The 26,716-nt window shown below is 42.6% G+C and carries 29 protein-coding genes and 1 tRNA gene; 16 read left to right on the top strand and 14 right to left on the bottom strand.

All coding sequences use genetic code 11. The features are described 5' to 3' along the window. Positions 1–284 precede the first annotated feature (284 nt). From ACQP6D_RS00740 to ACQP6D_RS00685, 12 genes are all read left to right on the top strand, one after another. Positions 285–2,330, top strand: coding sequence for a DNA polymerase (locus tag ACQP6D_RS00740; RefSeq protein WP_427857197.1), 2,046 nt, complete (start codon positions 285–287; stop codon positions 2,328–2,330). A gap of 6 nt (positions 2,331–2,336) precedes the next feature. Beyond that, complete coding sequence (locus tag ACQP6D_RS00735) at positions 2,337–2,600, top strand: VRR-NUC domain-containing protein (protein WP_267390340.1); 264 nt, start codon at positions 2,337–2,339, stop codon at positions 2,598–2,600. Continuing rightward, entirely contained in the window at positions 2,597–3,967 is a 1,371-nt protein-coding gene (locus ACQP6D_RS00730) for an SNF2-related protein (protein ID WP_427857196.1), read from the top strand. Before ACQP6D_RS00735 ends, ACQP6D_RS00730 begins: the two co-directional genes overlap by 4 nt. Before the next feature lie 291 nt (positions 3,968–4,258). Further along, positions 4,259–4,459 carry a hypothetical protein gene (locus ACQP6D_RS00725; protein ID WP_427857195.1) on the top strand — a complete coding sequence of 67 codons (201 nt, stop codon included), beginning with the start codon at positions 4,259–4,261 and terminating at the stop codon, positions 4,457–4,459. A gap of 109 nt (positions 4,460–4,568) precedes the next feature. Beyond that, the gene (locus ACQP6D_RS00720) at positions 4,569–4,982 is read left to right on the top strand and encodes a hypothetical protein (RefSeq protein ID WP_427857194.1); all 414 of its coding nucleotides are present in this window, start codon (positions 4,569–4,571) and stop codon (positions 4,980–4,982) included. A gap of 78 nt (positions 4,983–5,060) precedes the next feature. Next, positions 5,061–5,414 carry a hypothetical protein gene (locus ACQP6D_RS00715; protein WP_427857193.1) on the top strand — a complete coding sequence of 118 codons (354 nt, stop codon included), beginning with the start codon at positions 5,061–5,063 and terminating at the stop codon, positions 5,412–5,414. Between the two features lie 204 nt (positions 5,415–5,618). After that, a complete protein-coding gene (locus ACQP6D_RS00710) occupies positions 5,619–5,891 on the top strand; it encodes a hypothetical protein (RefSeq protein ID WP_427857192.1) in 273 nt (90 codons plus the stop codon). Between the two features lie 77 nt (positions 5,892–5,968). Continuing rightward, positions 5,969–6,784 carry a hypothetical protein gene (locus tag ACQP6D_RS00705; RefSeq protein WP_427857191.1) on the top strand — a complete coding sequence of 272 codons (816 nt, stop codon included), beginning with the start codon at positions 5,969–5,971 and terminating at the stop codon, positions 6,782–6,784. 34 nt (positions 6,785–6,818) lie between these two features. Further along, the gene (locus ACQP6D_RS00700) at positions 6,819–7,190 is read left to right on the top strand and encodes a hypothetical protein (RefSeq protein ID WP_427857190.1); all 372 of its coding nucleotides are present in this window, start codon (positions 6,819–6,821) and stop codon (positions 7,188–7,190) included. 94 nt (positions 7,191–7,284) lie between these two features. Further along, a complete protein-coding gene (locus tag ACQP6D_RS00695) occupies positions 7,285–8,040 on the top strand; it encodes a hypothetical protein (RefSeq protein ID WP_267390343.1) in 756 nt (251 codons plus the stop codon). A gap of 51 nt (positions 8,041–8,091) precedes the next feature. Continuing rightward, complete coding sequence (locus ACQP6D_RS00690) at positions 8,092–8,418, top strand: helix-turn-helix domain-containing protein (RefSeq protein ID WP_427857189.1); 327 nt, start codon at positions 8,092–8,094, stop codon at positions 8,416–8,418. Further along, positions 8,328–9,368, top strand: coding sequence for a tyrosine-type recombinase/integrase (locus ACQP6D_RS00685; RefSeq protein WP_427857459.1), 1,041 nt, complete (start codon positions 8,328–8,330; stop codon positions 9,366–9,368). Before ACQP6D_RS00690 ends, ACQP6D_RS00685 begins: the two co-directional genes overlap by 91 nt. Before the next feature lie 7 nt (positions 9,369–9,375). On the opposite strand, the gene ACQP6D_RS00680 is transcribed toward ACQP6D_RS00685, so the two are convergent. From ACQP6D_RS00680 to gatC, 14 genes are all read right to left on the bottom strand, one after another. Next, positions 9,376–9,451 (bottom strand) — tRNA-Lys (locus ACQP6D_RS00680). A 104-nt stretch (positions 9,452–9,555) separates the two neighbouring features. Continuing rightward, positions 9,556–10,863 carry a serine--tRNA ligase gene (serS, locus tag ACQP6D_RS00675; protein WP_427857188.1) on the bottom strand — a complete coding sequence of 436 codons (1,308 nt, stop codon included), beginning with the start codon at positions 10,861–10,863 and terminating at the stop codon, positions 9,556–9,558. Between the two features lie 91 nt (positions 10,864–10,954). Next, on the bottom strand, positions 10,955–11,998 hold the full coding sequence (trpD, locus tag ACQP6D_RS00670; RefSeq protein WP_100152601.1) for an anthranilate phosphoribosyltransferase: 1,044 nt from the start codon (positions 11,996–11,998) through the stop codon (positions 10,955–10,957). A 46-nt stretch (positions 11,999–12,044) separates the two neighbouring features. After that, complete coding sequence (locus ACQP6D_RS00665) at positions 12,045–12,614, bottom strand: aminodeoxychorismate/anthranilate synthase component II (RefSeq protein ID WP_427857187.1); 570 nt, start codon at positions 12,612–12,614, stop codon at positions 12,045–12,047. A gap of 57 nt (positions 12,615–12,671) precedes the next feature. Then, positions 12,672–14,315 (bottom strand): phospholipase D family protein, encoded by a 1,644-nt coding sequence (locus tag ACQP6D_RS00660; RefSeq protein WP_427857186.1) that lies wholly within the window; start codon positions 14,313–14,315, stop codon positions 12,672–12,674. A 60-nt stretch (positions 14,316–14,375) separates the two neighbouring features. Beyond that, complete coding sequence (ubiD, locus tag ACQP6D_RS00655) at positions 14,376–15,854, bottom strand: 4-hydroxy-3-polyprenylbenzoate decarboxylase (protein ID WP_370388018.1); 1,479 nt, start codon at positions 15,852–15,854, stop codon at positions 14,376–14,378. Between the two features lie 18 nt (positions 15,855–15,872). Next, positions 15,873–16,448, bottom strand: coding sequence for an aminoacyl-tRNA hydrolase (gene pth / locus ACQP6D_RS00650; protein WP_427857185.1), 576 nt, complete (start codon positions 16,446–16,448; stop codon positions 15,873–15,875). Positions 16,449–16,503: 55 nt separating this feature from the next. After that, a complete protein-coding gene (locus tag ACQP6D_RS00645) occupies positions 16,504–16,788 on the bottom strand; it encodes an RnfH family protein (protein WP_427857184.1) in 285 nt (94 codons plus the stop codon). Then, positions 16,778–17,212 (bottom strand): type II toxin-antitoxin system RatA family toxin, encoded by a 435-nt coding sequence (locus ACQP6D_RS00640; protein WP_367413377.1) that lies wholly within the window; start codon positions 17,210–17,212, stop codon positions 16,778–16,780. Before ACQP6D_RS00640 ends, ACQP6D_RS00645 begins: the two co-directional genes overlap by 11 nt. Before the next feature lie 49 nt (positions 17,213–17,261). Further along, entirely contained in the window at positions 17,262–18,245 is a 984-nt protein-coding gene (holA, locus tag ACQP6D_RS00635) for a DNA polymerase III subunit delta (protein ID WP_427857183.1), read from the bottom strand. Then, positions 18,242–18,727 carry an LPS assembly lipoprotein LptE gene (gene lptE, locus ACQP6D_RS00630; protein WP_100157000.1) on the bottom strand — a complete coding sequence of 162 codons (486 nt, stop codon included), beginning with the start codon at positions 18,725–18,727 and terminating at the stop codon, positions 18,242–18,244. The genes holA and lptE overlap by 4 nt, the downstream gene beginning before the upstream one ends. A gap of 16 nt (positions 18,728–18,743) precedes the next feature. Beyond that, positions 18,744–20,186: an Asp-tRNA(Asn)/Glu-tRNA(Gln) amidotransferase subunit GatB gene (gene gatB, locus ACQP6D_RS00625; protein WP_427857182.1), complete on the bottom strand. Its 1,443-nt coding sequence runs from the start codon at positions 20,184–20,186 to the stop codon at positions 18,744–18,746. A gap of 15 nt (positions 20,187–20,201) precedes the next feature. After that, complete coding sequence (gatA, locus tag ACQP6D_RS00620) at positions 20,202–21,659, bottom strand: Asp-tRNA(Asn)/Glu-tRNA(Gln) amidotransferase subunit GatA (protein ID WP_367440980.1); 1,458 nt, start codon at positions 21,657–21,659, stop codon at positions 20,202–20,204. A 90-nt stretch (positions 21,660–21,749) separates the two neighbouring features. After that, positions 21,750–22,037, bottom strand: a complete 288-nt coding sequence (gatC, locus tag ACQP6D_RS00615; protein WP_267390358.1) for an Asp-tRNA(Asn)/Glu-tRNA(Gln) amidotransferase subunit GatC — start codon at positions 22,035–22,037, stop codon at positions 21,750–21,752. Between the two features lie 190 nt (positions 22,038–22,227). Between gatC and ACQP6D_RS00610 the strand changes: the two genes are divergently transcribed. Genes ACQP6D_RS00610 through mrdA form a run of 4 tightly spaced genes read left to right on the top strand, consistent with a single transcriptional unit; the run spans position 22,228 to position 26,713 of the window. Then, positions 22,228–23,265 carry a rod shape-determining protein gene (locus tag ACQP6D_RS00610; protein WP_037405504.1) on the top strand — a complete coding sequence of 346 codons (1,038 nt, stop codon included), beginning with the start codon at positions 22,228–22,230 and terminating at the stop codon, positions 23,263–23,265. 31 nt (positions 23,266–23,296) lie between these two features. Next, positions 23,297–24,187 (top strand): rod shape-determining protein MreC, encoded by an 891-nt coding sequence (gene mreC / locus ACQP6D_RS00605; protein WP_100152611.1) that lies wholly within the window; start codon positions 23,297–23,299, stop codon positions 24,185–24,187. After that, positions 24,180–24,677: a rod shape-determining protein MreD gene (gene mreD / locus ACQP6D_RS00600; protein ID WP_427857181.1), complete on the top strand. Its 498-nt coding sequence runs from the start codon at positions 24,180–24,182 to the stop codon at positions 24,675–24,677. The genes mreC and mreD overlap by 8 nt, the downstream gene beginning before the upstream one ends. Then, positions 24,674–26,713, top strand: a complete 2,040-nt coding sequence (gene mrdA / locus ACQP6D_RS00595; RefSeq protein ID WP_427857180.1) for a penicillin-binding protein 2 — start codon at positions 24,674–24,676, stop codon at positions 26,711–26,713. Before mreD ends, mrdA begins: the two co-directional genes overlap by 4 nt. The last annotated feature ends 3 nt before the right edge of the window (positions 26,714–26,716 follow it).

The following is a 26,716-nucleotide window of genomic DNA, read 5'->3' as shown; positions in this document are numbered from 1 at the left end:
TCTTTAAGGACAAGGGTAAATAGCACAAGATGGATTGTATTGAAAAAGGGAATAATATGATTAAGCTACAAATGACTGCGCTTATCGCAGTCTTTTTTATGTGCACGTATTTAGTTTTCTTCTTTGTTTTGATTAAACAGATGTGACGTAGGCATATGTTTGAACAACTGCGTGAATCGAAGTGTCTGAAAAATTCAAAAATTAAGGGCACGAATGAACAAACCTGAGTTGCAAATTACTAAATAGACGCCAGCAAGATGCTGGCATTTTTATAGAGGTTTGAAATGCCTAAATTATATATCGACCTTGAAACCTTCAGCGAGGTTAATTTACTTACCTGCGGGACGCATGTTTATGCGTCAAATTCGGAGATATTGTTGATAGCGTATGCCATAGGCGATGCTCCGGCTAAAGTCATTATCGGTGGGCAGTTTAATGAAGAGTTACTGCAGGTGTGGAACGACCCAGATTACTACGTGGTTGCGCATAACAGCCATTTTGACCGTACCGTACTGGCTGCGCACGGTTATACATTACCGATTGAGCGATGGTATGACACTATGGTTAAAGCGTTTGCACACTCACTACCCGGCCGGCTGGGGGTACTTAGTGAGGTTTTTAGGTTACCCTCGGATAAAGCCAAGGATAAGGAGGGGCGGAGGTTGATTTTGTTGTTCTGCAAGCCTCGGCCGAAGAGCTCTAAATTACGGCGCGCGAGTCAACACACCCACCCTGAAGAGTGGCAGCGTTTTGTTGAGTATGCGCGCTTAGACGTTGAAGCCATGCGCGAGATAGATAAACTAACCCCAAAATGGAATTATTTAAGTAGCGAACTGGCGCTGTGGCACCTAGATCAGCGTATTAATGATCGCGGTGTGTGTATCGATACAGAGCTGGTTTGTAATGCGATTAAGGCTATTGACCTCGCGCAAAAAGTCCTGGCAAGTAAAACATCAAAGGCAACTAACGGCGATGTAGTATCGGCAAATAAGCGTGATGCTTTACTAAAGTACATACTGGAAGCATACGGTATTGAACTGCCGGATATGCAGAAATCTACGTTAGAAAGACGGCTGAATGATCCTGATTTGCCTGAAGCTGTTAAGGAGTTATTGCTATTACGCCTTAATACAGCTACGACAAGTACTGCCAAATATAAAACACTGTTCAGGTCAACCAGTGCCGATGGAAGACTGCGGGGCACGCTGCAGTTTGATGGCGCTACACGCACAGGGCGTTGGGCAGGTCGAATGTTTCAACCGCAGAATTTACCCCGTCCTACTTTAAAACAGGACGATATCAATTTAGGCATAACAGCGCTTAAAGCTGGCGGCGCAGAGCTTGTTTATGACGATATTATGGAGTTAACGTCATCAGCAATCAGAGGTTGTATCGTGGCCCCTGCAGGTAGCAAGCTGGTGATTGCTGACCTTTCTAATATTGAAGGTCGTGTTCTGGCGTGGCTGGCTGGGGAGGAATGGAAGCTGGAGGCGTTTCGCGATTATGACAGAGGTACAGGGCATGACCTGTATAAGCTAGCTTATGCCAAAGCTTTTAATATACGTCCGGAAGACGTTAATAAATCACAACGTCAGATTGGTAAAGTTATGGAACTGGGGCTCGGATATGAAGGTGGTGTGGGTGCGTTCCTTACGTTCGCGGCCAATTACGGTATCGATCTGGAAGCCATGGCAGAACAGGCCGTAATTCCTGACGAGATATGGCAGGAAGCACAGCGCGCTTGGGATTGGTTTGTTGAGCAAAAGCGGCCTACTTTCGGGCTGTCTAACACCGTATGGTGCGTTTGTGATTCGTTTAAGCGTACATGGCGTCAGGCGCATATTAAGGTGTCTACATTCTGGAAAGACCTTGAGCGTGCCGCTGTCAAGGTCATAAGCACAGGGCGAACAATGCAGTGCAGAAGGCTAACGCTGGACAGACAAGGCGCATGGTTGCGCATTCGCCTGCCTTCAGGACGGTTTGTTTGCTACCCTGCCGCATGTGTAAATGATGAAGATAAATTGTCTTATATGGGTATAGACCAGTATAAGAAAAAATGGACACGTATCAATACTTACGGCGGCAAGCTCGTAGAGAACGTAACGCAGGCCGTTGCCCGCGATATCTTGGCGGACTCCATGCCTAAAATTGAGGCAGCGGGATATAGGATAGTGCTGACCGTGCATGATGAAATTATCAGTGAAGCACCGGATAACGGTGCTTTTTCACACGAAGCGCTCGCTTCGCTTATGGCTACAAATCCTTCATGGGCACAAGGATTACCCCTTGCTGCCGCCGGATTTGAAGACTACCGCTATAGAAAGGATTAACAAGGTATGAGGGAATCCGTAATCGAAAAAGCCCTTGTTAAGGCGGTAAAAGCGGCGGGAGGCTACTGCCGGAAGGTACAGTTTATCGGGCATCGGGGAGCGCCAGACCGCTTGATTATGTTGCCGGGTAGATTGATATGGGTCGAACTTAAAGCCCCGGGAGAGCGCGCTAAACCCCATCAGGTGCGAGAGCACCAGCGCTTATCAGAAGCAGGTCAGACGGTACTAGTGATAGATGACCTGAATAAGATTAAGGAGATATTCGGATGAGAGATTTCACTCCGCGGGCGTATCAGGAACTTATTATCAAATGCATTTATGAAAAGCCCCGCACTGCAATTTGGGCTGGCATGGGCATGGGTAAAACAGTGTCTACACTAACTGCACTAGATGGCTTAAGCCTTCTATCAAGCCATCCGAAATTGGTGTTGGCTCCTCTGCGCGTTGCCGCCAGTACGTGGCCAGATGAGGCACGAAAATGGGGGCACATAACATCCGAAGTGGTACCTATAGTAGGTGACGCCAAACAGCGGCGCGCAGCTTTGTTACAGGATGCAGAAATATACACTATCAATTACGAAAACATCCCATGGTTGATTGAAGAGCTGGGTAACCGCTGGCCGTTCGATACGGTGGTGGCAGACGAGTCCACCAAGCTCAAATCATATCGCAGTCGTCAAGGAGGTAAGCGCGCTCGCTCCTTGGCACAAGTTGCATTCCTGAGCGAACGTTTCATTGAACTTACAGGCACACCTTCGCCCAACGGTATACTTGACCTTTGGGGGCAATTATATTTTCTGGATAAAGGGTTGCGTCTTGGGCGCAGCTACACTGCATTTGTAAATCGATGGTTTCGCCCAGTGCGAGTTGGAAACAGCCCTTTTGCGGTCAGGCAAGAGTTGCTCCCTGGCGCGCAGGAAGAAATCCATGATCGTTTGAGGGATATATGTTTGACACTGGATGCGAAAGACTACTTTGACATCAAGGATCCTATAGTAACGAACGTCTGCATCACTTTACCGCACAATGCGCGCAAAATGTATCGTGATTTAGAGCGGGAAATGTTTCTGCAAATAGAAAACTGCACTATTGAAGCGGACAATGCCGCGGCAAAAACAATTAAGTGTCTGCAGTTGGCCAATGGGGCTATCTATAAGGATGATAGTAAAGACTGGGCAGAAGTGCACGATTTGAAATTGCAGGCGCTCGAATCTATTATTAATGAGGCTTCAGGAATGCCTGTCTTAGTGGCCTATCACTTTAAAAGTGATTTGGCCAGAATCCAAAAAGCGTTTCCCCAAAGCCGAGTATTGGACCAAGACCCCCAAACGATCAGGGATTGGAACGCAGGCAAGATCCCTATTCTGCTGGCGCATCCTGCCAGCGCCGGCCACGGGCTCAATCTGCAGGACGGAGGGAACATATTAGTTTTTTTTAGCCATTGGTGGGATCTTGAACAGTACCAACAAATAGTTGAACGTATAGGACCAACCCGACAGCTACAAGCAGGCCGTGACCGCCCTGTTTTCATTTATCACATTATTGCTGCGGATACTGTAGATGAGCTGGTGGTAGAGAGACGAAATAGTAAGCGCAGTGTGCAGGATATGTTGCTTCAAGCAATGAAGCGAGGATAAAAAAATGGTTAACAGTGATAACTATATAAGTAATATGCATATTTTACAGGAAAGCGGACTTAATTATTCAAGCGCAGGTAAACACGGTGTATGCATCAGGACGAACAGGGGTAACGTCATGTTTTATCCTACTCAAGATAAATACGTATACAAGAACAAGTCGTATTTTGGTGATGCTTCACGGGTAATTGATTTTGTGAAAGAAATACAGCAAGCGAATAGGCAGTAGTTTAAATATGCCTATCCTGTTATTAAAGCCAGTGGTTTAGCTGGCCTTTTGTTGGAGGTTGTATGGACAGCAAGGAAGAACCGAAAGAAATTGCGCAACAAAGACTAATGTTCGAAAAGCACCTAGCATCAATTAAATACAGCGTGCCTCTCAGATCAAGAGCTATGCGAGATTATCAAGATAATCTGCGTTATGAGTATCCTGAAACTCAGAGACTATGGGAAGCATGGCTGACATGTGCAAAGGCTAATCAAAACATTTAGTTTATATTGATATTCAAACTTTGCCAGCTAAGTAGCTGGCTTTAATTTTTGGATTTAATCGCAGCGTATTACAGGTTTACAACAACCCAATTACTTCAAGGAGAATAAAATGCCAGATATTTCAACACCCCTTCAAACGCCTCCTAAAGATGGTACAAAAGTGTATACACCTAACCCGCTAGACTCTAAAGGGTATTGCAGCCACATTTTCAAGGCTTCAGACAGTCGGCTAAATAAAGCGCTAGCTATTGGTTTTTTATACACTAAAGCCAGAGATGCTAAGCATGCAGCAAATATTATAGGCGAGTTACTAGAACTTGATAGCCTCACCATTTTGCCCGGCTGGATAAGTATTGAAGAAAATGGTAACCCTGAATTATCAAATGATTATATTGTGTATTGTAATGGTGAGGTATCTATTGATAGTTATAAACCAGGTAGAATCCATTGGGATTCATGGGATGATGATGAAGACCCAACCCATTATATTCCTTTCGATGGATACATCGAAAAACCGAAATAAACTATGCAATCCCACTTATACAAGCCCACCTGTTGGTGGGCTTAAGCATTTGGGTTTTTAACCATTAAGGATTTAGGGATGATTAATCATATTAATTGGCATTCAGTAGAAAAAGATGGGTGGCCTACTAAAAAAGGCATCTACTTAATTGCGCGTGGTACCAATGAACTAGAGGATAGATTGTGTATAGATTATTTATACTCTACCGACCCGCCAGAATGGTCGCTATGCACATTAGAAGAGATTACTCATTACATCCCGATAGACGATATATCCATGCCCAAAGCTAAAAATGGCGGCGCAGTAATGTTGGTGAACAGTAGACGCCGAAAATATTATTTTCAATGGTTACGCAAAAATTTGGGTGAAATGGGCAAAATTAATTTAATCCAACCTTCTTCTAACCAGCAGAATACAAACACAGCCAGCTAAATAGCTGGCTTTTTTAATGGAGCAAAGTAAATGAGCAATAAAAAGTTATGTTACTGCGCTGATAATTTAAAATAAGCATATTCAAACATAAATGAATTAGTAAGTGATTATCTTAATTATGAGGATAGTACAAAAATAAACACCATCCTTGTAGCAGTTCACATAAAAGTAGATGTAAACGCAAGCGATTGCAATGCTTTTGATGTGGGCGCACTCCTTGCAGAATCAGACGAGTTAATATCTGATTTGTATCATTGCAATCATGACCCGTTTAAATCAATCCCTGAAGATGAAATTGGCAAGCTACAAAAAGATATAAATAAACGTTTAGATGGGCTTGTTAAAACAGGCTGTTTCTATGCGGGTGAATTTGTTGGGTATATCAAACTAACCAATCAAGATGTAGAAGATTGGCAAACTGGCAAATCACTAAATTCTAAAAATTTCAAAATCTATAAAGACTATCCTACAACCTAAAGTCACAAATACCTACCAGTATTAAAAATATTGCCACATCAGCAACTTTAATGTTCCCGTTTACAAGGACAGATATTATGCAGAAAAAGGAAATTGTATTAACACTTGGCCTCCTTGCTGAAAAAGGTGCATGCAACCAAGGAATTAGGAAGTTTAAAAGGTGGTACCCTAACGGCTCCGCTCCCCTCTCTGAAGTGCTTAGAAAACTTCAGGAAATAGCTAACACAAGTGCTGACTACGTTGAATACGTTGAATACGCCAAGTGGTTAGTCGACAATTTTCCACCGACTCAGGAGACCTTAGTTCTAAATGAACTTACAGAAAAAGTTATCATTCATAACGGCGATGTGACCATTAATTGCGATATTGATGGCGACCGTATCATTATTGGTAATGGCGACTTAAATATTGAGGGTGGTGCCAATTTAACTGGGTGGGTGGAAATTCAGGCGAAAAATGTAAAAGGCCAAAATATTACACTTTATGATTGCGCGACAATTTGGGCGGGAGCAATAGATACAATAAATATTGCGGCTTATGACGACGCGGAAATTGGGGTGAAAACAATGGCTGCCACAAACATTGCGGCTTATGGTGACGCGAAAATTTCATCTGGAACAATAGACACCCAAAATATTGTGGCTTATGACTACGCGGGAATTTTTGTGGAGGAAACAATAGATACAATAAATATTGCGGCTTATGACTACGCGGGAATTTTTGTGGAGGAAACAATAGATACAATAAATATTGCGGCTTATGACCAATCGGAAATTTGGGCGAAGAAAATAAACGTCCAAAATATTATGGATGATTCTAGGTGGGGAATTCATGGCAAAATTAATTTAATCCAACCCTCTTCTAACCAGCAGAATACAAACACAGCCAGCTAAATAGCTGGCTTTAATTTTGCTTAATGGAATTAAAATGAGTATGTACATTATAAGCCCAAGGGCTAAATCTTTTATATTTAACTATATGAGAGACAATCATGTATTGTGGAATCATGTACCAAAAAATATGACTTATTCCACAATATCATATTATTATGAAAATACATTTGACATAGTTGATGAAATGCTAAAGCGTATTAAAGATAACTTGCTAGAAAATGGAGTTGCCGCGTATGAGTTCTCGCCGTGGGAGATGTATTCTGGACATTCGCAAACACTTAGAATTCCGAATAAATATATAAAGAAGTTTGAACTTTATGATAAGTGTGATAATGTTGATAATTATCATAGAGTTTATGTTGGCAAAGCAGTTACTATGCCAGAAGAAAAACTTAAGGGTTTTTAATTTATTTAATGAGAATAGCGCATTTTCACGGATGAGTAGACTTAGCCAGCTAATTAGCTGGCTTTTTTTATTACCAGTTACAAGGACAGATATTATGCAGGAAAAAGAGATTTTCTTATCGCTTGGCATACTTACCCAAATGGGCGCATACGAGGAACTGCTTGAATTTTTTAAGGAAAGGTATTCTAACGACTCTGCTACCCTCTCTGGAGTGATTAGCGACCTTCAAGAATCAGTTAGCACAAGCACTAAAGGTTTAGAATACATAAGATACGCAGGCTACGCCAAGTGGTTATTCGGGGCATTCCCTCCGATTCAGGAGCCCTTAGTTCTAAGCGAACTTAATAGAAAGGTTATCATTCATAACGGCGCTGTAAACATTAAGTCCGGTATTGACGGTGACCCTATCATTATTAGTAATGGTGACTTAGATATTGATGGTAAGGCTAATTTAAGTGGCCACGCAAGAATTTGGGCGAGTGGAGCAATAGACATCAAAAATATTAAAACTGATGATTCCACAGATATTTGGTCAGGAAAGAGTATAAAGGCCATAAATATTGCGGCTAAAGGTCACGGGGGAATTAGAGCTCGGAATATTATAGACGCTACAAATATCGCGCTTTGTGGTTGTGTGACGTTGTCGACGAAAGACATAAAAACCAAAAACTTATTAGCTAATGGTTACGTGGATATTTGGGTGGATAGAACAATAGACACCGTATATATTGCAGTTAGGGAGCACGCAAGTATTATGGCATATGAAATAAACACCCAAAAAATTATGGATGAAAGCAAGACCAGAGTCCATAGCAATATTAATTTAATCAAACCATCTTCTAACCAATAATTTTCAATATAAACATATCCAGCTTAGCTGGCTTTTTTTTGTAGGTTAAAAATGGAAGAAACCTTTACATGCGAAACGGCCGCTGCGTATTGCAAATGCAATGCGCAAACGATTAGAGATGCTATACAGAGCGGCGAATTAAGTGCAGCCAAAATTGGTAGAGGCTATGTTATTAGAAGAACGCGCCTTGACGAATACATTAGCAATAAAGAAGAATTGACCGCGCAGGCGGTTCGGAATAATAGGAACCAAACATGTTGTTTAAGCACCCCAATGGCTTCTGGTATATTGATATCCAAACAGAAAGTGGAAAAAGAATTAGACGCTCGACTAAAACCAAAAATGAAAAACTTGCGGAGGAATATCACGACAAATTAAAGCATGAATTATGGCGACAAGAACGGCTAGGCGATAAGCCTAAGTATTTATGGGACGATGCTGCACTTAGATGGCTAGAAGAAAAGGAGGGAGTAAAAAAGAGTATTGACGCTGATATAAGTCGACTGAGGAATTTACAGCAACTACGCGGAGTATATTTACATGAAATAAACAGAAACATGATTATGTCGATAGTCAAAGAGAAAGATTGTTCCAATAGCACTAAAAACAGGTATTTGTCGTTGATCAGAGCGATTTTAAATGCCTGCGTGCGTGAATGGGACATGTTAGATGAACAAGTTTATTTTAAGCAATTCAAGGAAGCCAAGAAGCGTGTTCGCTGGCTAAAACCGGAAGAAGCGGCGAGATTATTAAATTGCTTGCCGACCTATATGGCACTGATGGCAAGATTCAATTTAGCGACGGGTCTCAGGCAGCACAATATATTTAGTTTGAAATGGGATCAGATAGATTTTCTCAGACGTACGTGCCAGTACTATCCGGACGAGATGAAGTCGGGGGAGCCGTTTGATCTAGCATTGAACGACACTGCGATGGAAGTATTAGTACATCAAGTAGGCAAGCATCCGAAATATGTTTTTTTAAACACCAAACACAATCCTGTATTAAAGCTGAATTACAAATTATGGTACAAAGCTTTAGACAAAGCGCGGATTAGTGACTTTCGCTGGCATGATTTGCGCCATACATGGGCTAGCTGGTTGGTACAGAACGGGGTATCGCTATATGAACTAAAAGAAATGGGAGGCTGGCAATCGTTAGAAATGGTGCAAAAGTACGCTCATCTGGACAATGAAAATTTGCACACGCAAGCAGCAAAGATTGACAACCTCATGACAGGTACATGTCAAAAAAATGTCAAAACCGGCAAACCAATGGACTATTCATTAACGTCAAAAGGGCTAGATAAGGTATTGAATATAATGTAATAATCATTGGTGGGTCGTCAGGGGATCGAACCCTGGACAAATGGATTAAGAGTCCACTGCTCTACCAACTGAGCTAACGACCCAACAGGGAGGTGATTATACTCGTCTTTACATTAAAGGACAATATATACAGTGGATCAGTTATATTGTCCTTTAAGTTTTGATAGAAATATTCAAATTCAATGATTTATAGAGTATCTGCTTGTGCTTTTAATATACTATGTCCCCCTAGATAAGGTTGTAAAGCGACAGGAATGTTGATGCTACCATCTTCATTCTGATGATTTTCTAGCACAGCTACTAATGTGCGGCCGACGGCTAAACCGGAACCGTTTAATGTATGCACTAGCTGGTTTTTACCCTCGCTATCTTTAAAGCGCGCCTGCATACGTCGTGCCTGAAAATCTTCACAGTTTGAACAACTGGAAATCTCGCGATAGGTATTCTGTGCAGGTACCCACACTTCTAGATCGTATGTTTTGGCTGCACTGAAGCCCATGTCTCCTGTACATAATACGATTACTCGATAGGGTAATTCCAAAAGCTGAAGTATTTTTTCTGCATGACCAACCATTTCTTCAAGTGCGGCATAGGAATTTTCAGGATGCTGAATCTGTACCATTTCTACTTTATCAAACTGGTGCTGTCGTATCAGTCCACGTGTGTCTTTACCGTATGATCCGGCTTCGGAGCGGAAGCACGGTGAATGTGCGGTTAATTTCTTCGGTAATTCTTCCTTACTCAGAATGCGTTCACGTACGGTATTGGTAAGGGTGATTTCTGCGGTAGAAATCAGATATTGTTCCTGATTGTTTTCTTCTCCGCCGCAAGTAACTTTATACATGTCTTCAGCAAATTTAGGGAGCTGTCCTGTACCTACGAGTATTTCGGGATTAACTATATAAGGGGTGTAATGCTCAACATATCCATGCTTCTGTGTATGAGTATCAAGCATAAATTGTGCTAATGCTCTGTGTAGTCGTGCTATCGGACCACGCATTAATGCAAAACGGGCACCAGACAGTTCTGAAGCTGTTTTAAAGTCTAAGCCTAGTGGTTCGCCGAGATCGACATGGTCTTTAATCTGAAAATCAAATTGCCGTGGCGTACCAACACGTCTGATTTCTACGTTTTCGGTTTCGTTTTTTCCTATTGGTACATTGTCATGAGGAAGGTTGGGTATGGTTAGGATTAAATTATCTATCTGGCTTTGTATATTTTGATAATTCTGATCAGTCTGTTCGAGCTCTGTTTTAATTTTGCCTACTTCGGCCATCACTTCGTTGGCTTCATCATGTTTACCCTGGCTTTTCAAGGCGCCAATCTGTTTGGACAGGCTATTGCGTTTAGCTTGCAGTTCTTCAGTACGAATCTGCAATTGTTTGCGTTGCTGTTCTAGTTGGGTGAATGCTGCAATATCCAGCTGGAAACCACGGGTTTGTAATTTTCGGGCAACTGTGTCTATGTCTTGTCGGAGTATTTGAATGTCTAACATAATATTAATGTGTTTGTTGACGGTTTGTAGCGTTCATTGTAAACGATTAATTGCAGCGACGCAGGTTGAACATCTGCAAGCTTGCTGCATGTTAAGTTTTCTGTATGGCAGCTAATTGTTGTGTTTTCTGAATAAATTCGGTCTGTTTGGTTTTGGCTTTGCCAGAATCAATGGCAGTAATTGCTAAATCCACTGCTTCTTCCAATGAGGTAGTGATATCGGATGCATAAATGGCAGCAGCCGCATTCAAAACGACGATATCACGACATGGTCCTTTTTCTCCGTTTAATACAGCGTTCATGATGTGCAGTGATTCTTCGCTGTTGGCTACTTTAAGGGGTTTCAGGTCTTCGATAACCGGCATGTCGAATTGTGCTGGATGAATATCATATTCCATGATAGTACCGTTTTTCAATTCGGCTACGCGGGTTGTTCCAGTAAGCGTAATTTCATCTAGGCCATCGCTGCCATGAACAACAAGCACATGTTTGCTGCCTAGCTGTTTCAGTACACGTGATAATATACCCACTAAATCTATGTGGAATACACCTAAAACCTGATTTGATGCTTCTGCCGGATTGGTTAATGGCCCTAAGATGTTAAATACGGTACGTACGCCAAGCGCTCGGCGTACCGGAGCAACATAACGCATGCTGTTGTGATGATTGGGAGCATACATAAATCCGACACCTAGCTGATCAATACATTCGCCTACATGTTCGGGCGTTAGTTCGAGAGCCGCGCCCATGGCTTCGATAATATCGGCAGAACCACTTGAAGAGGATACTGAACGCCCACCATGCTTGGCAACTTTGGCACCTGCAGCGGCTACGACGAACATACTGGTAGTTGAAATATTGAAAGTATGAGCATTGTCGCCTCCGGTACCTACAATATCTACCAAATGATCCCGATGTTGAACGGGTACTTTAGTGGAAAATTCACGCATGACTGTTGCTGCGGCGGCAATTTCAGATACGCTTTCTACTTTGATACGTAAACCAATTAGTATGGCAGCTATGATTTCTGGCGCCACTTCCCCATTCATAATCTGGCGCATTAAGTCGGTCATTTCATCGTAAAATAATTCGTTATTGTCCAGTAGACGGTTTAGAGCCTGTTGCGGCGTAATCATATTTATTCTTTCTAGAGTAGATTTCGTTTTGCAAATGTGATTATGGTTATGGGTGTTGCTCTAAAAAATTTTGTAACATCTGATGGCCATATTCTGTGAGTAAGCCTTCAGGATGAAACTGTACCCCTTCTATTCTAAGGGAGCGGTGTCTGATACCCATAATTTCGTTATCATCTGTCCATGCGGTGATTTCAAGACTGTCTGGTAAAGTTTTTTTTTCAATAACCAGACTATGGTAACGGGTGCAATTTACTGGATTAGGCAGGCCAGTGAACAATGAATTGTTGTGATGATAAACAGGCGAAATTTTACCATGCATTACTTTTTTTGCACGGACTATATTGCCTCCATAAGCAAAGCCAATGGCCTGATGTCCAAGACAAATACCCAGAATAGGGATTTTGCCGCCGAAATGCTGGATAGTGGCTACTGATATTCCTGCCTCTTTCGGTGTACAGGGACCTGGGCCGATGACAATTTTATTTGGAGCTAAGGATTCTATATCTTTCAGAGTTATTTCATCATTGTTTTTAACGGTTATTGTTTCACCTAGCTGACCAAGGTATTGCACGATGTTGTAGGTGAAACTATCGTAATTGTCGATAAATAGCAGCATTAGCTTTACCTTGTATTTTTGGGTGTTAATTGAGATTAGATAATTTTAGTTAAGGTCTTAAAGCAAGCTTTCCAATGGTAACCATGATAGTATTTTTACCCAAGCTCGTTTCCACACACTGGTATCTGGGTCATGATGATAAACCTTGATTTGATTTTTGTCGTTATTTTTCAACCATTCTAGTTTTCCCTCAGGTGAGAGTTTTACTTGATAAGTCACGTCAGGTAAGGCCTCATTGATGGCCTGATTCATATATTGTGCCATTTCGGGTGATTGAATAACAACACCCATTTCGGTGTTGAGTCTGGCGGAACGTGGGTCGAAGTTCAGGGAACCAATATAAAGCTGTTGTCCGTCTATAGTAAATGTTTTGGCATGAAGACTGGATTCAGAATTACCTGTAAATGCCCTGTCACGGTGACCTTTGATAAAACCCTGATTTTTCAGTTCGTATATTTCAACACCCTCTTTTAATAAAGGAATACGGTAGCGGGAATAGCCCGAATGGACTACTGGTACATCTGTTGCAGCCAGTGAGTTGGTAAGAATTCTGATTTTTACCCCTTCTTCTCTGAGTTTTTGCAGATATTCTAGACCCGTTTGAGTTGGTACAAAATAAGGAGTTATAACCAGTAAATCTTTTTGTGGTTCAACAACTGATGCGGCAAGTACATTCAGAGTTAAACTGGCTTTTTCATATTTTATGATATGTTGATAATTGGTATCTTTTGTATCTGGAGCAATTACAATACCTGTCTCGATATTTTGCTTAGCTGTTTCCTGTTTACTTTTAGGCAATGCTTTTTCTGGATTGTCACTTACTAAAATTAAATGTGCCCACTGGTAGTCAAGCGAGCCATCTAGTAAGCGATTGACAAAATTGTCACGATTATAGGCATTGTCGTAGCTATCTGCACGCAAACGGTTGAAACTACGCCGCTTAAATACTGTCATACTAGGTTGAAGTTTGTTGCGTCTGTGAACTATGCTGCTAAAATCATATGCAGATGCACTGTTCCAATAGCGATCGAAATTATTAGATACCTGATTGACGATAGGACCTATGGCGAGAATATCCAAGTCAACAAACAACGTACCTTTTCCCATATCGAAATACTCATCACCGATATTACGCCCACCAAGAATGGTAGCCTGATTATCTGCAGTGATGGATTTGTTGTGCATGCGACGGTTTAATCGCGCAAAGTCGGTAATGTAACTTAACGCGCGCCAGTGCCTATGGATAAAGGGGTTAAATAACCGGATTTCGATATTAGGCTCGTGATTGAGAGCCGTGAGAACTTTATCCAATCCTACTGTGTTATTGTCGTCCAATAGTAGTCGGACATGTACGCCTCGCTGAGCAGCTAAGACAAGTTCGTGGAATAATAGCTGCCCAGATGTGTCATTGCGCCATATGTAATACTGAACATCCAAACTTTTCTCAGCTGCACGTATCAAGGCAACACGTGCTGCAAAGGCTTCATGGCCATCATCAAGTGGGTATATACCCGAAAATCCCGGATGCTGGCTAACAAGAGAAGCATTTGCATAAGCTAATGAAGATGGGATATCGGCTGCAACATGGGTTTCTGTTGTTCTTCCCTGAAGTGACGGTAATGTCTGACAGGCAGTTAATATAAAAAGTGTGCACAGTTTGAAACAGATAGTACAGATTTGATTAAATATCTTACTATTCATGTGCATACCATATGTTGATTATGCTGCTAAATTTTTTAAACTGCATGGAGCAATAGCAATTTATAAACCTAAATCTTGCCATATGGAATCGATTTTGGCTATGGTTGTTGCATCTTTACGTATCACTTTGCCCCACTCACGGTTGGTTTCTCCTTGCCATTTATTGGTGGCATCCAATCCCATCTTACCTCCTAGGCCACTGATGGGGCTGGCAAAATCGAGATAATCAATTGGTGTATGATCGATTAGTGTTGTGTCCCGTACGGGATCCATGCGAGTGGTAATAGCCCAAATGACTTCTTTCCAGTCACGTATGTTGATATCATCATCCACAACAATTATGTATTTGGTATACATAAATTGCCGCAAATAGCTCCAACATCCCATCATGACCCTTTTGGCATGTCCAGCATATTGTTTTTTCATGCTGACAATAGCCATACGATAAGAACATCCTTCGGGAGGAAGATAAAAATCAATTATTTCAGGAAACTGCTTTTGTAATAGAGGAATAAATACTTCATTTAAGGCAACGCCTAAAACAGCAGGCTCATCTGGCGGTTTGCCAGTGTAGGTGCTGTGGTAGATTGCATTTTCACGCATTGTGATGCGTTCTACGGTGAAAACTGGAAAATAATCCTGTTCATTGTAATAACCCGTGTGATCTCCATATGGGCCTTCCAGCGCTATTTCATCTGGCTGTATCACGCCTTCAAGCACAATTTCTGCTCTGGCTGGTACATGTAAATCGTTACCAATGCATTTTACTAGTTCGGTACGTGAACCTCTTAATAATCCGGCAAACTGATATTCGCTCAAGCTGTCTGGTACGGGAGTAACTGCTCCCAGTATGGTGGCCGGATCACAGCCAAGTACAACTGATACAGGATAAGGCTTATGAGGATATTTTTGTTTAAATGCCTGAAAATCAAGTGCTCCACCACGGTGTGCTAGCCAGCGCATAATGAGTTTGTTTTTTCCCAGTAATTGCTGTCGGTAAATACCAAGATTCTGACGTTTCTTGTCCGGTCCGCGGGTGACGGTTAATCCCCATGTTATGAGTGGCGCTGCATCTTCTGGCCAGCATTTCTGAATAGGAAGCTGTGTTAAATCGACAGCATTTCCTTCAAGAATGATTTCCTGACAAAGTGCTTTTTTTGTGATATGTGGCGCCATACTCCATAAATCTTTGAGTAAAGGAAGTTTGGAAAAAGCGTCTTTAATACCTTTGGGCGGTTCAGGCTCTTTCAAATAAGCTAGAGTTTTGCCTATCTCTCTTAACTGAGCGGTACTTTCTGCGCCCATACCCATGGCCACTCGCTCTGCTGTGCCAAACAAATTGGCTAAAACCGGAAAATTATATGGTTTTCCTGACTGACTGAATGTTTTTTCAAACAGCAAAGCCGGACCTTGTTTGTGTAATACCCGATCAGCTATTTCGGTTATTTCCAGGTATGGTGATACAGGGATCTGAACCCGTTTTAATAGCTGCTGCTGCTCGAGCATGGCAATGAATTCTCGTAAATCACGGTATTTCATTACTTTAACTTTCAAAATTCATTTACTGTGTAATCGTTGTTGTACGCTACTGTATTCGCCTTCAAGTAGTAAAGGCATAGCTGTCAGTGACTTTTGAATTGCTTCATTGATTAAGTTTTGTTCCTGGGCTTGTGGTTTATGCAATACATAGCTGACAACGAGGTTACGGTCGCCGGGATGGCCGATGCCAAGGCGTAAGCGATAAAAATCTGGGCTGCCCAGCCACGTCTGAATATCTTTTAAGCCGTTGTGACCACCATTGCTACCACCTTGTTTGAATCTTACCTGTCCGCAAGGTATGTCAAGCTCATCATGAACTACTAAAATTTCTGCAGGTGTAATTTTATAAAATTTTGCCAGCGCCAGAACAGAAGTGCCTGATTTATTCATGTATGTAAATGGCTTTAATAGCCAGATTTCTCTATTAGCCTGATTAACTCGTGCGATCTGTCCAAAAAATTTTTTTTCTTCTCTGAAACTGGTTTTCCATAATCTGGCCAGTTCATCGACAAAATCAAAACCGATGTTGTGACGTGTATGTTCATACTCTGTGCCCGGATTGCCCAGACCTACTATGAGCCGTATTTGGGACATAGATTTTCCTTAGAATGTTTTGCAAGTAAGATAATTAAATACAAGAAAAAAAGGATTACTTTTTTTGTTGTGCTTTACGACGTCTATTTTCTTTTGGGTCGATAAGTAAGGATTGGTAAACTTCTATGCGATCCCAGTGGCACAGGATGTAATCATCTTTAATTTTTTTGCCAAATACACCTATAGGGGCTGTACGAAAATCAATTTGTGGAAATTGTTGTGGCAGATCTGATTCCAATAATGCCTGACGTGCTACGGTTCCCGCTGCGATTTTACCTTGCCATAGATGCTGACATTCAGATGTTGCGTACACGGCTTCAACCATAATATCAGTCATCATAGCGTCTGTCGGCTTCCTGAATAAATGCATCTACTAGTGTAGTAGCTATATGGTTGAAAACAGGTCCAATTAGTGCTGAAAGTACGGCACTAGAAAATTCATATTCCAAGCGAAAATCAATCTTACAGCCTAAATTATCGATAGGGGTAAACTGCCAAAACCCTTCTAGTCGGCGAAAAGGGCCGTTAAGCAAACTCATTTGTATTTTGTGAGGTCTGTGATTGATATTCCGAGTAGCAAAGGATTGGCGTATTTTCATGTAATCCATATACAACACTGCTTCAAGTGAATGTTCATCTCTTTTTAAAATTTCTGTTCGATTACACCATGGCAAAAACTGAGGATAATCTTCAACGTTATTGACTAGATCAAATATGTGCTCAGCACTATGAAGTACTAAAACGCTTTTTTCAACTGTTTTCATTTTTTGTCACATTTATTGCGATATGGAAGAAAATTAGTTTGCATGGTAATCAAGCTGTCAAAGTTAGAAACAGGTGCTTAACTTCAGACCATGCATCACCCTCTTCCACACCTTTGATTTGTCTGTCGATGTGCGCACATGTCTGCAAAGCGCCTAGTAAACGTTTTACACCAATGCGTTTGGCTGCCACCGGAGCCAGAGTCTGTTTTTCTCCCCATAAGCGCAGGCTTTGGCGTAATTCGCTAAGAGGTTTTCCTTGTTTTTGTGCTGCCAGTAAGCGTAATAAGGTACGGATGTCTTCACTGATTACCCATAAAAGTAATACTGGTTCATTGCTCTCTGCTGCCAGTCCATCAAGCAGTCGTACCATCCTTTCGGAATTGCCACTCATCCATGCAGCTGATAGCTGAAATACATCAAATCGCGCCACGTTTGCCACTGCGGCTTGTGCTTCAGCCAGTGTAACAATATGACCAGTAGGATGAATGAGTACAATTTTGTCAATTTCCTGTTTTGCCGCTAGAAGATTACCTTCCACTTTTTCGGCAAATAGTGCTAAAGCATCGTTGTCGATGCTAAGCTTTTCTTCAGCTAAGCGTTTTTTTATCCATTGAGGTAAAGCTGTCTGGCTGACTGCTTTGGCTTCAAAGACTTGAGCGACTTTAGCCCAGCTCGCAAACCATTTACTCTGTATTTGTGTACGTTCCAGTTTGGGCAATATCAGCATCAGACAAGTGCTTTCCGGTAGATGCTCAGCAAGTTGCTGTAGTATTGCCGCACCTTCTTTGCCAGGTTTGCCAGATGGCAAATGTATTTCCAATAGTTTTTTATCAGCAAATAAACCTACAGATTGTACTGAAGCCAATAGAGATGACCAATCAAAGCCGGATTCAATTATGACGACTTCACGCTCAGAATAATGCTGCTCACGTGCGCCGGTTCTAATCTTGTCTATAGTCTCTAGCCGCAATAAATCTTCTTCACCATGAATCAGATATGCTGCGGCCAGAGGATGGATAGATATTTCACTCATTCTGTGGTATTGACGGGAAGAAAGGCCAAACGCCGCACTATTTGTTCTGCTGCATCGGTACGCATGTCATGCCAAATCATGTTTTGCTCGTTTTCTTTTGCCAGCACTTCATGATCAGAATAATCCATATAACGATTTACAGTTACTTGAATCGGATCTCCTAATGGCTGGTCGTGGCGATAAGCCTGTACCGTAACGTTCAGTGATAACAAATATTCACTGGCTCCACCGGACAAGTCTACAGAAGATGTAGTTGAATCCTGAGTAGCAGCAATTACTTTTACGACCACATCTGGCTGTTCGGTATCAACAACAACATCTGGCTGACGCCGCAATACTACTTCTAATGCCCGTTGCATACTACCACCATCTATTTTCCAGCTGTGATAGGGCAAAGGTGTATCAAATGCGGATGTGCCTTTCAGATGAAAGCCACAGCCGGACAATGCAAATAAGATAGTCAGTACCAGCCATTTTTTCATATCTAATCCTTTACGCTTAAGCCAGTTTGCTGCGTAATAAAGTTTGCACCTGCTGCGGGTTGGCTTTGCCGCGTGAAGCTTTCATTACTTGACCTACTAAAGCGTTGAATGCTTTTTCTTTACCTGATTTAAATTCTTCAACAGATTTCTGATTCTTAGCAAGCACTTCATCGATGATTTGTTCTATAGCGCCGATATCTGTCATTTGTTTCAGGCCATCACGCTCAATAATGGCATCAGCAGACAGATTACTGTCCCACATGGTTTCAAAAACCTGCTTAGCTAATTTGTTACTTAAGGTATTATCTGCAATCCGGCTAGTCAGTCCAGCTAGACGCTCGGCACTGATCGGGCTGGCTGAAATGTCAATTCCGGCTTTATTAAGTGCAGCCGCAAGTTCTCCAAGCATCCAGTTGGCTACAAGTTTGCCATGCCCCCCTATTTTTGCAGCCTGTTCAAACCAGCTGGCCTGGATATGGTTGCTGGTTAATAAGCGTGCATCATAGTCAGAAATGCCATATTGCTCTATGAAGCGTGCAGCCATTTCTTTTGGTAGCTCAGGCATAGAGGCTTTGGCCGCTTCCAGCATTGTATCTGTAATTACAACCGGCAATAAGTCTGGATCTGGAAAGTAACGGTAGTCATGAGCATCTTCTTTGCTGCGCATTGCACGTGTTTCCCCCTTATTGGGGTCAAACAGGCGAGTCTGCTGTATAACTTTGCCTCCGTCTTCAATCAACTCGATTTGCCGTTCAACTTCGTAATTGATGGCCTGCTCCAGAAAGCGGAAAGAATTCAGATTTTTAATTTCACAGCGTGTTCCGAATTCAGCCTGTCCTTTAGGGCGTACTGATACATTGGCATCAATACGAAATGAACCTTCTGCCATATTGCCATCACAAATATCTAGCCATGTAACTAAGCTATGCATAGCTCTAGCATAGGCAACGGCATCGGCAGCGGAACGCATTTCAGGTTCGGAAACTACCTCTAGCAAAGGTGTACCGGCACGATTTAAATCAATACCGGTATAGTGTTCAAATTCATCATGTACAGATTTGCCAGCATCTTCTTCCATATGTGCTCTGGTCACGTTGATGATTTTAACTTCATCACCTACTACGATTTCCAGCTGCCCATGCTCTACTATCGGTAAATCTAACTGACTGATCTGATAGCCTTTTGGTAGATCAGGGTAAAAATAGTTTTTCCGGTCAAATACGTTTTTCCTGTTAATCGTGGCATTCAATGCCAAACCAAGCTTGATGGCTTTATTTACCACTTCGCGATTCATTACTGGTAAGGCGCCGGGCAAGGCGCAATCTACTACATTTGCCTGAACATTCGGCGCTGCACCAAAAGCAGTAGAAGAACCACTAAAAATTTTGGATTGTGTATTTAGCTGAACATGGATTTCCAGACCGATTACAGTTTCCCAATTCATTCTGTTTTCTTTCAATTCGTATACTGGCTGTTATTGTGCAAATGGTGTTCTGGTATGCCAGTCACTATGTTGCTGTATTTGATGTGCAATTCCAAGCAGGCGGCTTTCGGCGAAATAGTTACCGATGAGCTGTACGCCCACAGGCAGTCCACTGGTGGTTTGACCGGCGGGTAAGGCGATGCCCGGCAACCCTGCTAAGTTAAGTGAGACAGTGTATATATCAGAAAGATACATTTGCACTGGATCGTTACTGTGGCTGCTTAGTTTCGGCGCAGCAGTAGGTGCTACCGGAGCCAAGATAATATCGCATTGATTAAGTACAGCTTGAAAGTCGTTGGCAACCATACGACGTAGTTTTTGTGCTTTAAGATAATAGGCATCATAGTAACCATGTGATAATACATAGGTACCAATCATGATGCGCCGTTTTACCTCTTCACCAAAGCCTTCAGCGCGGCTTTTACTGTACATTTCATCTAAATTGCTGAATTCTTTTGCTCGGTATCCGTAACGAACACCATCATACCGAGATAAATTGGTACTGGCCTCTGCTGATGCTAAAACGTAATAAGCCGGAATGGATAATTCAGTATGCGGCAAAGAGACATCAATAATTTCTGCCCCTTGTTTTTTCAGTATATTTAAAACTTCTTCAATGGATGAATGTACTTGAGTATCAAGCCCTTCTCCAAAAAATTCTCGTGGCAGCCCTATTTTTAAACCCTGAAGCGGACGGTTTAAATCTCGAGTGTAGTCTTCCTTATCACGCTCTATACTGGTGGAATCCCGTTCATCAAAACCGGCCATGCTGTTTAGTAGCAAAGCGCAGTCTTCAGCGGTTTGTGCCATTGGGCCGGCCTGATCAAAACTGGAAGCATAAGCCACCATGCCAAAGCGGCTGATGACACCATAAGTAGGTTTCAGACCAGTGATGCCGCAATGAGCTGCCGGTTGACGGATAGAACCACCAGTATCTGAACCTAATGCTGCTGGTGCCAGTCGCGCTGCAACAGCAGCGGCAGAACCACCGGAGGAACCACCAGGAACATGATCATGCTGCCAAGGGTTTTTGGTAATGCCATAATGTGAGGTCTCAGTAGTTGAACCCATGGCAAACTCATCCATATTGGTTCGACCCAGTGTGACCATACCTGCATCCAGCAAATTCTGTACTACAGTGGCGGTATAGGGGGCAGTAAAATTATCCAGCATTTTGCTGGCACACGCGCTGCGCCAGCCTTGCTGGCAAAAAATATCTTTGTAGGCTATGGGTACACCTGTCAATACACTGGCTGAACCTTGTGCCAAACGGTCATCGGCAACTTTGGCCTCTGTAAGAGTACGTTCTTTATCCAGCGTAATATAGGCATTCAGGCTGGGATTATCCGCTGCAATGGCTGCTAGGTATTCCTGTGCCAACTCGCTTGCTGAAGCCTGTTTGCTTTGCAGTAAATCACTGCATTGTTTCAATGTGTAGTTTTTGGGCATGGTGGTCAGATAATGTTCAAACAGTGTGATAAGAAGCTGTCTGTGATAATTTCAAAAATTAAAGATATGGCTTAATTGGCAAATCTGAACTTATTCGATTACTTTAGGTACAAGGTACATATCTTTGCCGACCAAAGGTGCACAAGATTGTATAGCCTGATGCTGATCAGTTTCAGTCACGATATCATTGCGTAGACGTAATGCGAGTTCATGAGGATGTGCCATCGGTTCAACTTCGTTTGTATCGACTTCCTGCATTTTTTCGACCAGTTCGAATACATGATTAAGTTCTGCCAGCATATTATTTCGCTCAGCTTCTGAAAGACTCAAGCGAGAGAGGCGTGCGAGCTTATCTACATCACTTAGTGTTAAAGCCATCAAAAATCCTTAAATTTGATTTAGCAAAACGAGCAAACTGCGGTATCATTGCGCGTTCTGATTCGGTTTTTACATAGTCAGGAATTATAACCGAAATCCCTATTCTATGGCGCATTGATTTGCTTTGGTTAATGTGTCAAACAACTGCTTTTGCCATACTGATAATTTTAAAGTTCATTAGGACAGCCCCATGTTTCGCTTTTTTACCAAATATTTATCCAATGATCTGGCTATTGATCTTGGTACAGCTAACACTTTGATTTTTATTAAAAATAAAGGCATAGTATTGAACGAGCCATCTGTGGTGGCTGTACAGAACGATACGATAAATGCCAAAAACGGCATGCTGGCGGTGGGAACGGCGGCGAAAAAAATGCTGGGCCGCACACCGGGTAGCATTCAAGCAATCAGACCGATGAAAGATGGTGTGATAGCTGACTTTAATGTTACAGAAAAGATGCTGAAGCAGTTTATAAAAAAAGTGAACAATAGCCGCTTTACTGCTCCGCGTATTGTAATCTGTGTACCTTGCGGTTCTACTCAGGTTGAGCGCAAGGCTATTCGTGATTCTGCTCTGGCAGCGGGTGCATCTATCGTAAACCTGATCGAGGAACCGATGGCTGCAGCGATTGGTGCCGGTTTGCCGATTGAAGAACCAACAGGATCCATGGTGGTGGATATTGGCGGTGGTACTACTGAAGTGGGGGTAATTTCGTTATCCGGCGTGGTGTATTCCCACTCTATCCGTGTGGGTGGTGATGCGTTTGATGATGCCATTATCAATTATGTGCGCCGCAATTATGGCATGTTGATTGGTGAATCAACTGCTGAGGAAATTAAGAAAAATATCGGTTCTGCTTTCCCCGGGATGGAAGTTAAAGAAATTGAAGTTAAAGGACGCAATCTTGCTGAAGGTATTCCGCGCGCCTTTACAATCAGCTCTAATGAAGTGCTAGAAGCGCTGACAGAACCATTAAATCAAATTGTGCAGGCCGTTAAAAATGCTCTGGAACAGACACCTCCAGAATTAGGTGCAGATATTGCCGATCGTGGTCTGGTATTAACTGGCGGCGGTGCTTTGCTGAAAGGGCTTGACCGATTGCTATCAGAAGAAACCGGTCTGCCAGTTATGATTGCAGAGGATCCTCTTACCTGTGTTGCCCGTGGTTCTGGCCATGCGCTAGATATGATTGGTAAGATGAATTCTGTATTTGTATCTAATCCTTAAATGCCGTAATTTTTGTTCAATGTAATTGATAATGGCAGAGCCTTCACTAAATTTTGTTCACAATGGTCTGCGCAGTACCAGTAAACTGGTTGTTTTGTCACTGGTTTCGGTAGTGTTGCTTTTGCTTGATAACCGATATGATGTGGTTAAAATAAGCCGCAATTATATTGCTACGGCTTTGTACCCGTTTCAGTGGCTGGCTATGCAGCCGGTTAACGCTGTTTCCAATGGTATGGTTTTTCTTGAGAAGCAGCAAAATCTGAGCAATGAAAACAGATTATTGAAGGCTCAGAATGCACAATTAAAATTGCAGCTCAGTCAGCACGCAGTAGAGTTAAAGTCTGTGCTTAATCTGAATCAGCTGAATCAGGTGCAAAAAGCAGCTTTGCCACAGGCGCAGGTAGCGCAGATTGTATCAAATGACAGTAATCCGCTTGCTGATAGGTTTATCATTAATAAAGGTAGCCATCATCAGATTCGCATGGGAGATGCAGTAAGTGATGAGCATGGCCTAATCGGACAGATTACTGCAGTTCAGCCTTTAAGTTCGGAGGTTATGCTGATAACCAGTACTAATGCAGTGATTCCGACTATGGTTATGCGCACTGGAGTTCGTACATTGGTTTATGGTCGCTCTGGCAGTTTGGATTTGCGTTATTTTCCGGCTAATGCCAGTTTATTACCTAATGATTTGCTGGTAACGTCTGGAATGGATAGTGTTTATCCAGCTGGCATACCAGTTGCTACCGTCACTAAAGCACAAAGTGGTAATGGTTCGCCCTATTATCGTGCTCAGATTGAGCCGGTGGCACAAATGCGTAGCAGCACATTTGTGCTGGTTATTCCCCAAAAGCATGGGCAGACAGCTCATTATTCTGCTGATGTAGCAGTGACTAACCCAACATCCGCCAATCATGACTGAAGTTGACAGCCTGCACCGCCATACCCGAAAACGGCTTATTGTTTTGAGTCTTGTGGCTGCATTATTCCTAGATTTAATTCCAATTCCCCAGCCACTAGCCGGTTGGCTGCCAGCCTGTACGGCAATAATGACTTTGTACTGGAGCTTACACCGGCCGCAGAATGTTGGCATTGGCATGGCTTTTATACTTGGTCTGATTGTGGATGTTGGTCAAGGTACACCATTTGGTCAGCATGCACTTGCTTTGATTGCTGCGGTGTATGTAATTGAGCAAAACCGGCACCAGATGCTTGGTTACTCATATGGGTTTCAAGCACTAACCATTTTTGGTAGTTTGATGCTGATGACACTAATTTTGGTAATTGTTCATTTTTTTTCTACGCATCAGTTTACAGGCTGGAATCTTTTTGTTTCACCTTTTATCAGCGCTTTGCTCTGGCCTCTGTTATCTAAGTTCATGCTTTATCTCGCCTACTCTAGACGTCTATGAAAGCACTGCAATTTCGAACCAAAAAAAAACGTCCGTCCAAACCGGCTCAGTATGGTGATCTGGGATTACGGATTGTAGTAGCATTTATATTAATTATTGTTTGTTTTTGCCTGTTAATAGCACGCTTTGTTTATTTACAGGTTATCAAATATGATGATTATGTTATTGCGGCTACCAATAATCGTATTTCTCTGATTCCTACGCCACCGGTACGCGGTGAAATTGTAGATGTTAATGGTGTAGTGCTGGCCCATAATTATCCCGCATATTCGCTGGAGATTATCCCTAATCAGGTGCCCGGAAAAATTGATGATACTATTAATGCTTTACGCGCTTATGTAGACATCACACCCAGTGATTTGAAACGTTTTGCTAAATTTCGCGCTGATTACCGGTCTTACGATAAAGTCCCTTTAAAACTGAAGCTCACCATGGAAGAAGCCAGCCGCCTTGCAGCTGAACTATATCGGTTTCCGGGTGTGGAAATAAATGCCCGGACTTTTCGGGATTACCCGTATGGTGAGTTACTGGCACATATTGTTGGTTATATCGGCCGTATTAGTGACCGTGATATGGCGGCGCTGGATAAGGCTAATCTTACTAACCTCTACCGTGGCAGCACACATATCGGCAAAATGGGGCTGGAAGAATATTATGAGCGCCAGCTGCACGGTGTGCCTGGATATCGTGAAGTTGAAAAAGATGCTCAGGGTCATATTGTTCGGACAATAAAAACCGTACCAGCCATTCCAGGGCAAACGTTGAGGCTAGGACTGGATATCCGTGTACAGCAGGAAGCCGACCGGTTGATGAGCAATAAACGAGGTGCGTTGGTGGCGATAAATCCGCAGACCGGAGCCATTCTAGCAATGGTATCCAAACCAAGCTACAACCCTAATTTGTTTATTGATGGAATAGACACGGAAACCTGGAAAAGTTTGAATGAAGATTGGCGCCATCCATTATTGAACCGAGCTACACAAGGGATGTACCCACCCGGTTCTACTTTCAAACCCTTTTTGGCTATGGCTGCACTTGAAAGTGGCAAACTAAATCAGAACACCGTCTTGCCTGCCCCTGGTGTCTGGAGTATTCCGGGTTCTACGCATCAGTTTCGTGATGCGGCACGAGGTGGACATGGTTCTGCTAATCTGAGCAAGGCCATTCAGGTATCATCGGATACATTCTTTTACCGGCTGGGCTACGAAATGGGTGTTGACCGTATGTCGCCCTATCTGGCCGAATTTAATCTTGGTAAACAGACCGGTATTGATATTAATCATGAATATGCAGGTGTGTTGCCAACTCGTGCATGGAAAGAGAAAAGATTTGCTCGTTATAAGCCACAGGCACGGGTGTGGCAGCCGGCCGATAGTGTTAGTATGGCCATTGGACAGGGTTACAATGCGTATACACCATTACAAATGGCTTTTGCTACTGCTATTTTGAGTAATGATGGCATTGTTTATCGTCCTCATCTGGTACAGGCTTTACTCGATCATAATTCCCAAAAAATGACCTTGATTGATCCTCAGCCTGTCAGAACTGTGCCATTTAAACGCAGCAATTTTGAATATGTGAAGGACGCAATGCAAAAAGTATTGAGGCCGGGGGGGACTGCTGCTGCAATCGGCTCTGGTCTGGGTTATACCATGGGAGGTAAAACGGGGACGGCACAAGTGGTACAGATTAAGCAAGGTGCTCGTTATAATGCTGCAGCACTAAAAATGCAGTTACGTGACCATGCTTGGTTTATTGCTTTTGCGCCGGCTGACAAACCTCAGATAGCTATAGCTGTAATTCTTGAAAATAATGGCTGGGGAGCAACGGCTGCACCATTGGCTCGACAGCTGGCCGATTTTTATCTGTTGAAACTCCAAAATCTTCCTAGCGCAGGTGTGGCCAGCAATGCTTCTGATTTGCCGGTAAATGATTTATCCAATAATGCCATGATGGATGCGCAACAGCATGATGAGCATAATCAGGCTGCTCTGCCACCATTACTGCGTGCCTATCGTCCACAGTCAGGCTTGTGAGAT

Source organism: Snodgrassella sp. CS2, assembly GCF_050310315.1.
Classification (GTDB): domain Bacteria; phylum Pseudomonadota; class Gammaproteobacteria; order Burkholderiales; family Neisseriaceae; genus Snodgrassella; species Snodgrassella alvi_E.
This window is presented reverse-complemented; position numbering and strand designations above follow the sequence as displayed.

Bases quoted from the DNA above. Each gene is read 5' to 3' on its own strand.
- ACQP6D_RS00705 (WP_427857191.1), top strand. From the start codon at position 5,969: ATGCAGAAAAAGGAAATTGTATTAACACTTGGCCTCCTTGCTGAAAAA.
- ACQP6D_RS00735 (WP_267390340.1), top strand. From the start codon at position 2,337: ATGAGGGAATCCGTAATCGAAAAAGCCCTTGTTAAGGCGGTAAAAGCG.
- gatC (WP_267390358.1), bottom strand. From the start codon at position 22,037: ATGGCTTTAACACTAAGTGATGTAGATAAGCTCGCACGCCTCTCTCGC.
- ACQP6D_RS00645 (WP_427857184.1), bottom strand. From the start codon at position 16,788: ATGATGACTGATATTATGGTTGAAGCCGTGTACGCAACATCTGAATGT.
- ACQP6D_RS00640 (WP_367413377.1), bottom strand. From the start codon at position 17,212: ATGAAAACAGTTGAAAAAAGCGTTTTAGTACTTCATAGTGCTGAGCAC.
- mreD (WP_427857181.1), top strand. From the start codon at position 24,180: ATGACTGAAGTTGACAGCCTGCACCGCCATACCCGAAAACGGCTTATT.
- ACQP6D_RS00720 (WP_427857194.1), top strand. From the start codon at position 4,569: ATGCCAGATATTTCAACACCCCTTCAAACGCCTCCTAAAGATGGTACA.
- ACQP6D_RS00730 (WP_427857196.1), top strand. From the start codon at position 2,597: ATGAGAGATTTCACTCCGCGGGCGTATCAGGAACTTATTATCAAATGC.
- serS (WP_427857188.1), bottom strand. From the start codon at position 10,863: ATGTTAGACATTCAAATACTCCGACAAGACATAGACACAGTTGCCCGA.
- ACQP6D_RS00610 (WP_037405504.1), top strand. From the start codon at position 22,228: ATGTTTCGCTTTTTTACCAAATATTTATCCAATGATCTGGCTATTGAT.
- mrdA (WP_427857180.1), top strand. From the start codon at position 24,674: ATGAAAGCACTGCAATTTCGAACCAAAAAAAAACGTCCGTCCAAACCG.
- ACQP6D_RS00690 (WP_427857189.1), top strand. From the start codon at position 8,092: ATGGAAGAAACCTTTACATGCGAAACGGCCGCTGCGTATTGCAAATGC.
- ACQP6D_RS00695 (WP_267390343.1), top strand. From the start codon at position 7,285: ATGCAGGAAAAAGAGATTTTCTTATCGCTTGGCATACTTACCCAAATG.
- ACQP6D_RS00665 (WP_427857187.1), bottom strand. From the start codon at position 12,614: ATGCTGCTATTTATCGACAATTACGATAGTTTCACCTACAACATCGTG.
- trpD (WP_100152601.1), bottom strand. From the start codon at position 11,998: ATGATTACGCCGCAACAGGCTCTAAACCGTCTACTGGACAATAACGAA.
- pth (WP_427857185.1), bottom strand. From the start codon at position 16,448: ATGTCCCAAATACGGCTCATAGTAGGTCTGGGCAATCCGGGCACAGAG.
- holA (WP_427857183.1), bottom strand. From the start codon at position 18,245: ATGAGTGAAATATCTATCCATCCTCTGGCCGCAGCATATCTGATTCAT.
- ACQP6D_RS00715 (WP_427857193.1), top strand. From the start codon at position 5,061: ATGATTAATCATATTAATTGGCATTCAGTAGAAAAAGATGGGTGGCCT.
- ACQP6D_RS00660 (WP_427857186.1), bottom strand. From the start codon at position 14,315: ATGAATAGTAAGATATTTAATCAAATCTGTACTATCTGTTTCAAACTG.
- gatA (WP_367440980.1), bottom strand. From the start codon at position 21,659: ATGCCCAAAAACTACACATTGAAACAATGCAGTGATTTACTGCAAAGC.
- lptE (WP_100157000.1), bottom strand. From the start codon at position 18,727: ATGAAAAAATGGCTGGTACTGACTATCTTATTTGCATTGTCCGGCTGT.
- ACQP6D_RS00740 (WP_427857197.1), top strand. From the start codon at position 285: ATGCCTAAATTATATATCGACCTTGAAACCTTCAGCGAGGTTAATTTA.
- ubiD (WP_370388018.1), bottom strand. From the start codon at position 15,854: ATGAAATACCGTGATTTACGAGAATTCATTGCCATGCTCGAGCAGCAG.
- ACQP6D_RS00725 (WP_427857195.1), top strand. From the start codon at position 4,259: ATGGACAGCAAGGAAGAACCGAAAGAAATTGCGCAACAAAGACTAATG.
- mreC (WP_100152611.1), top strand. From the start codon at position 23,297: ATGGCAGAGCCTTCACTAAATTTTGTTCACAATGGTCTGCGCAGTACC.
- ACQP6D_RS00700 (WP_427857190.1), top strand. From the start codon at position 6,819: ATGAGTATGTACATTATAAGCCCAAGGGCTAAATCTTTTATATTTAAC.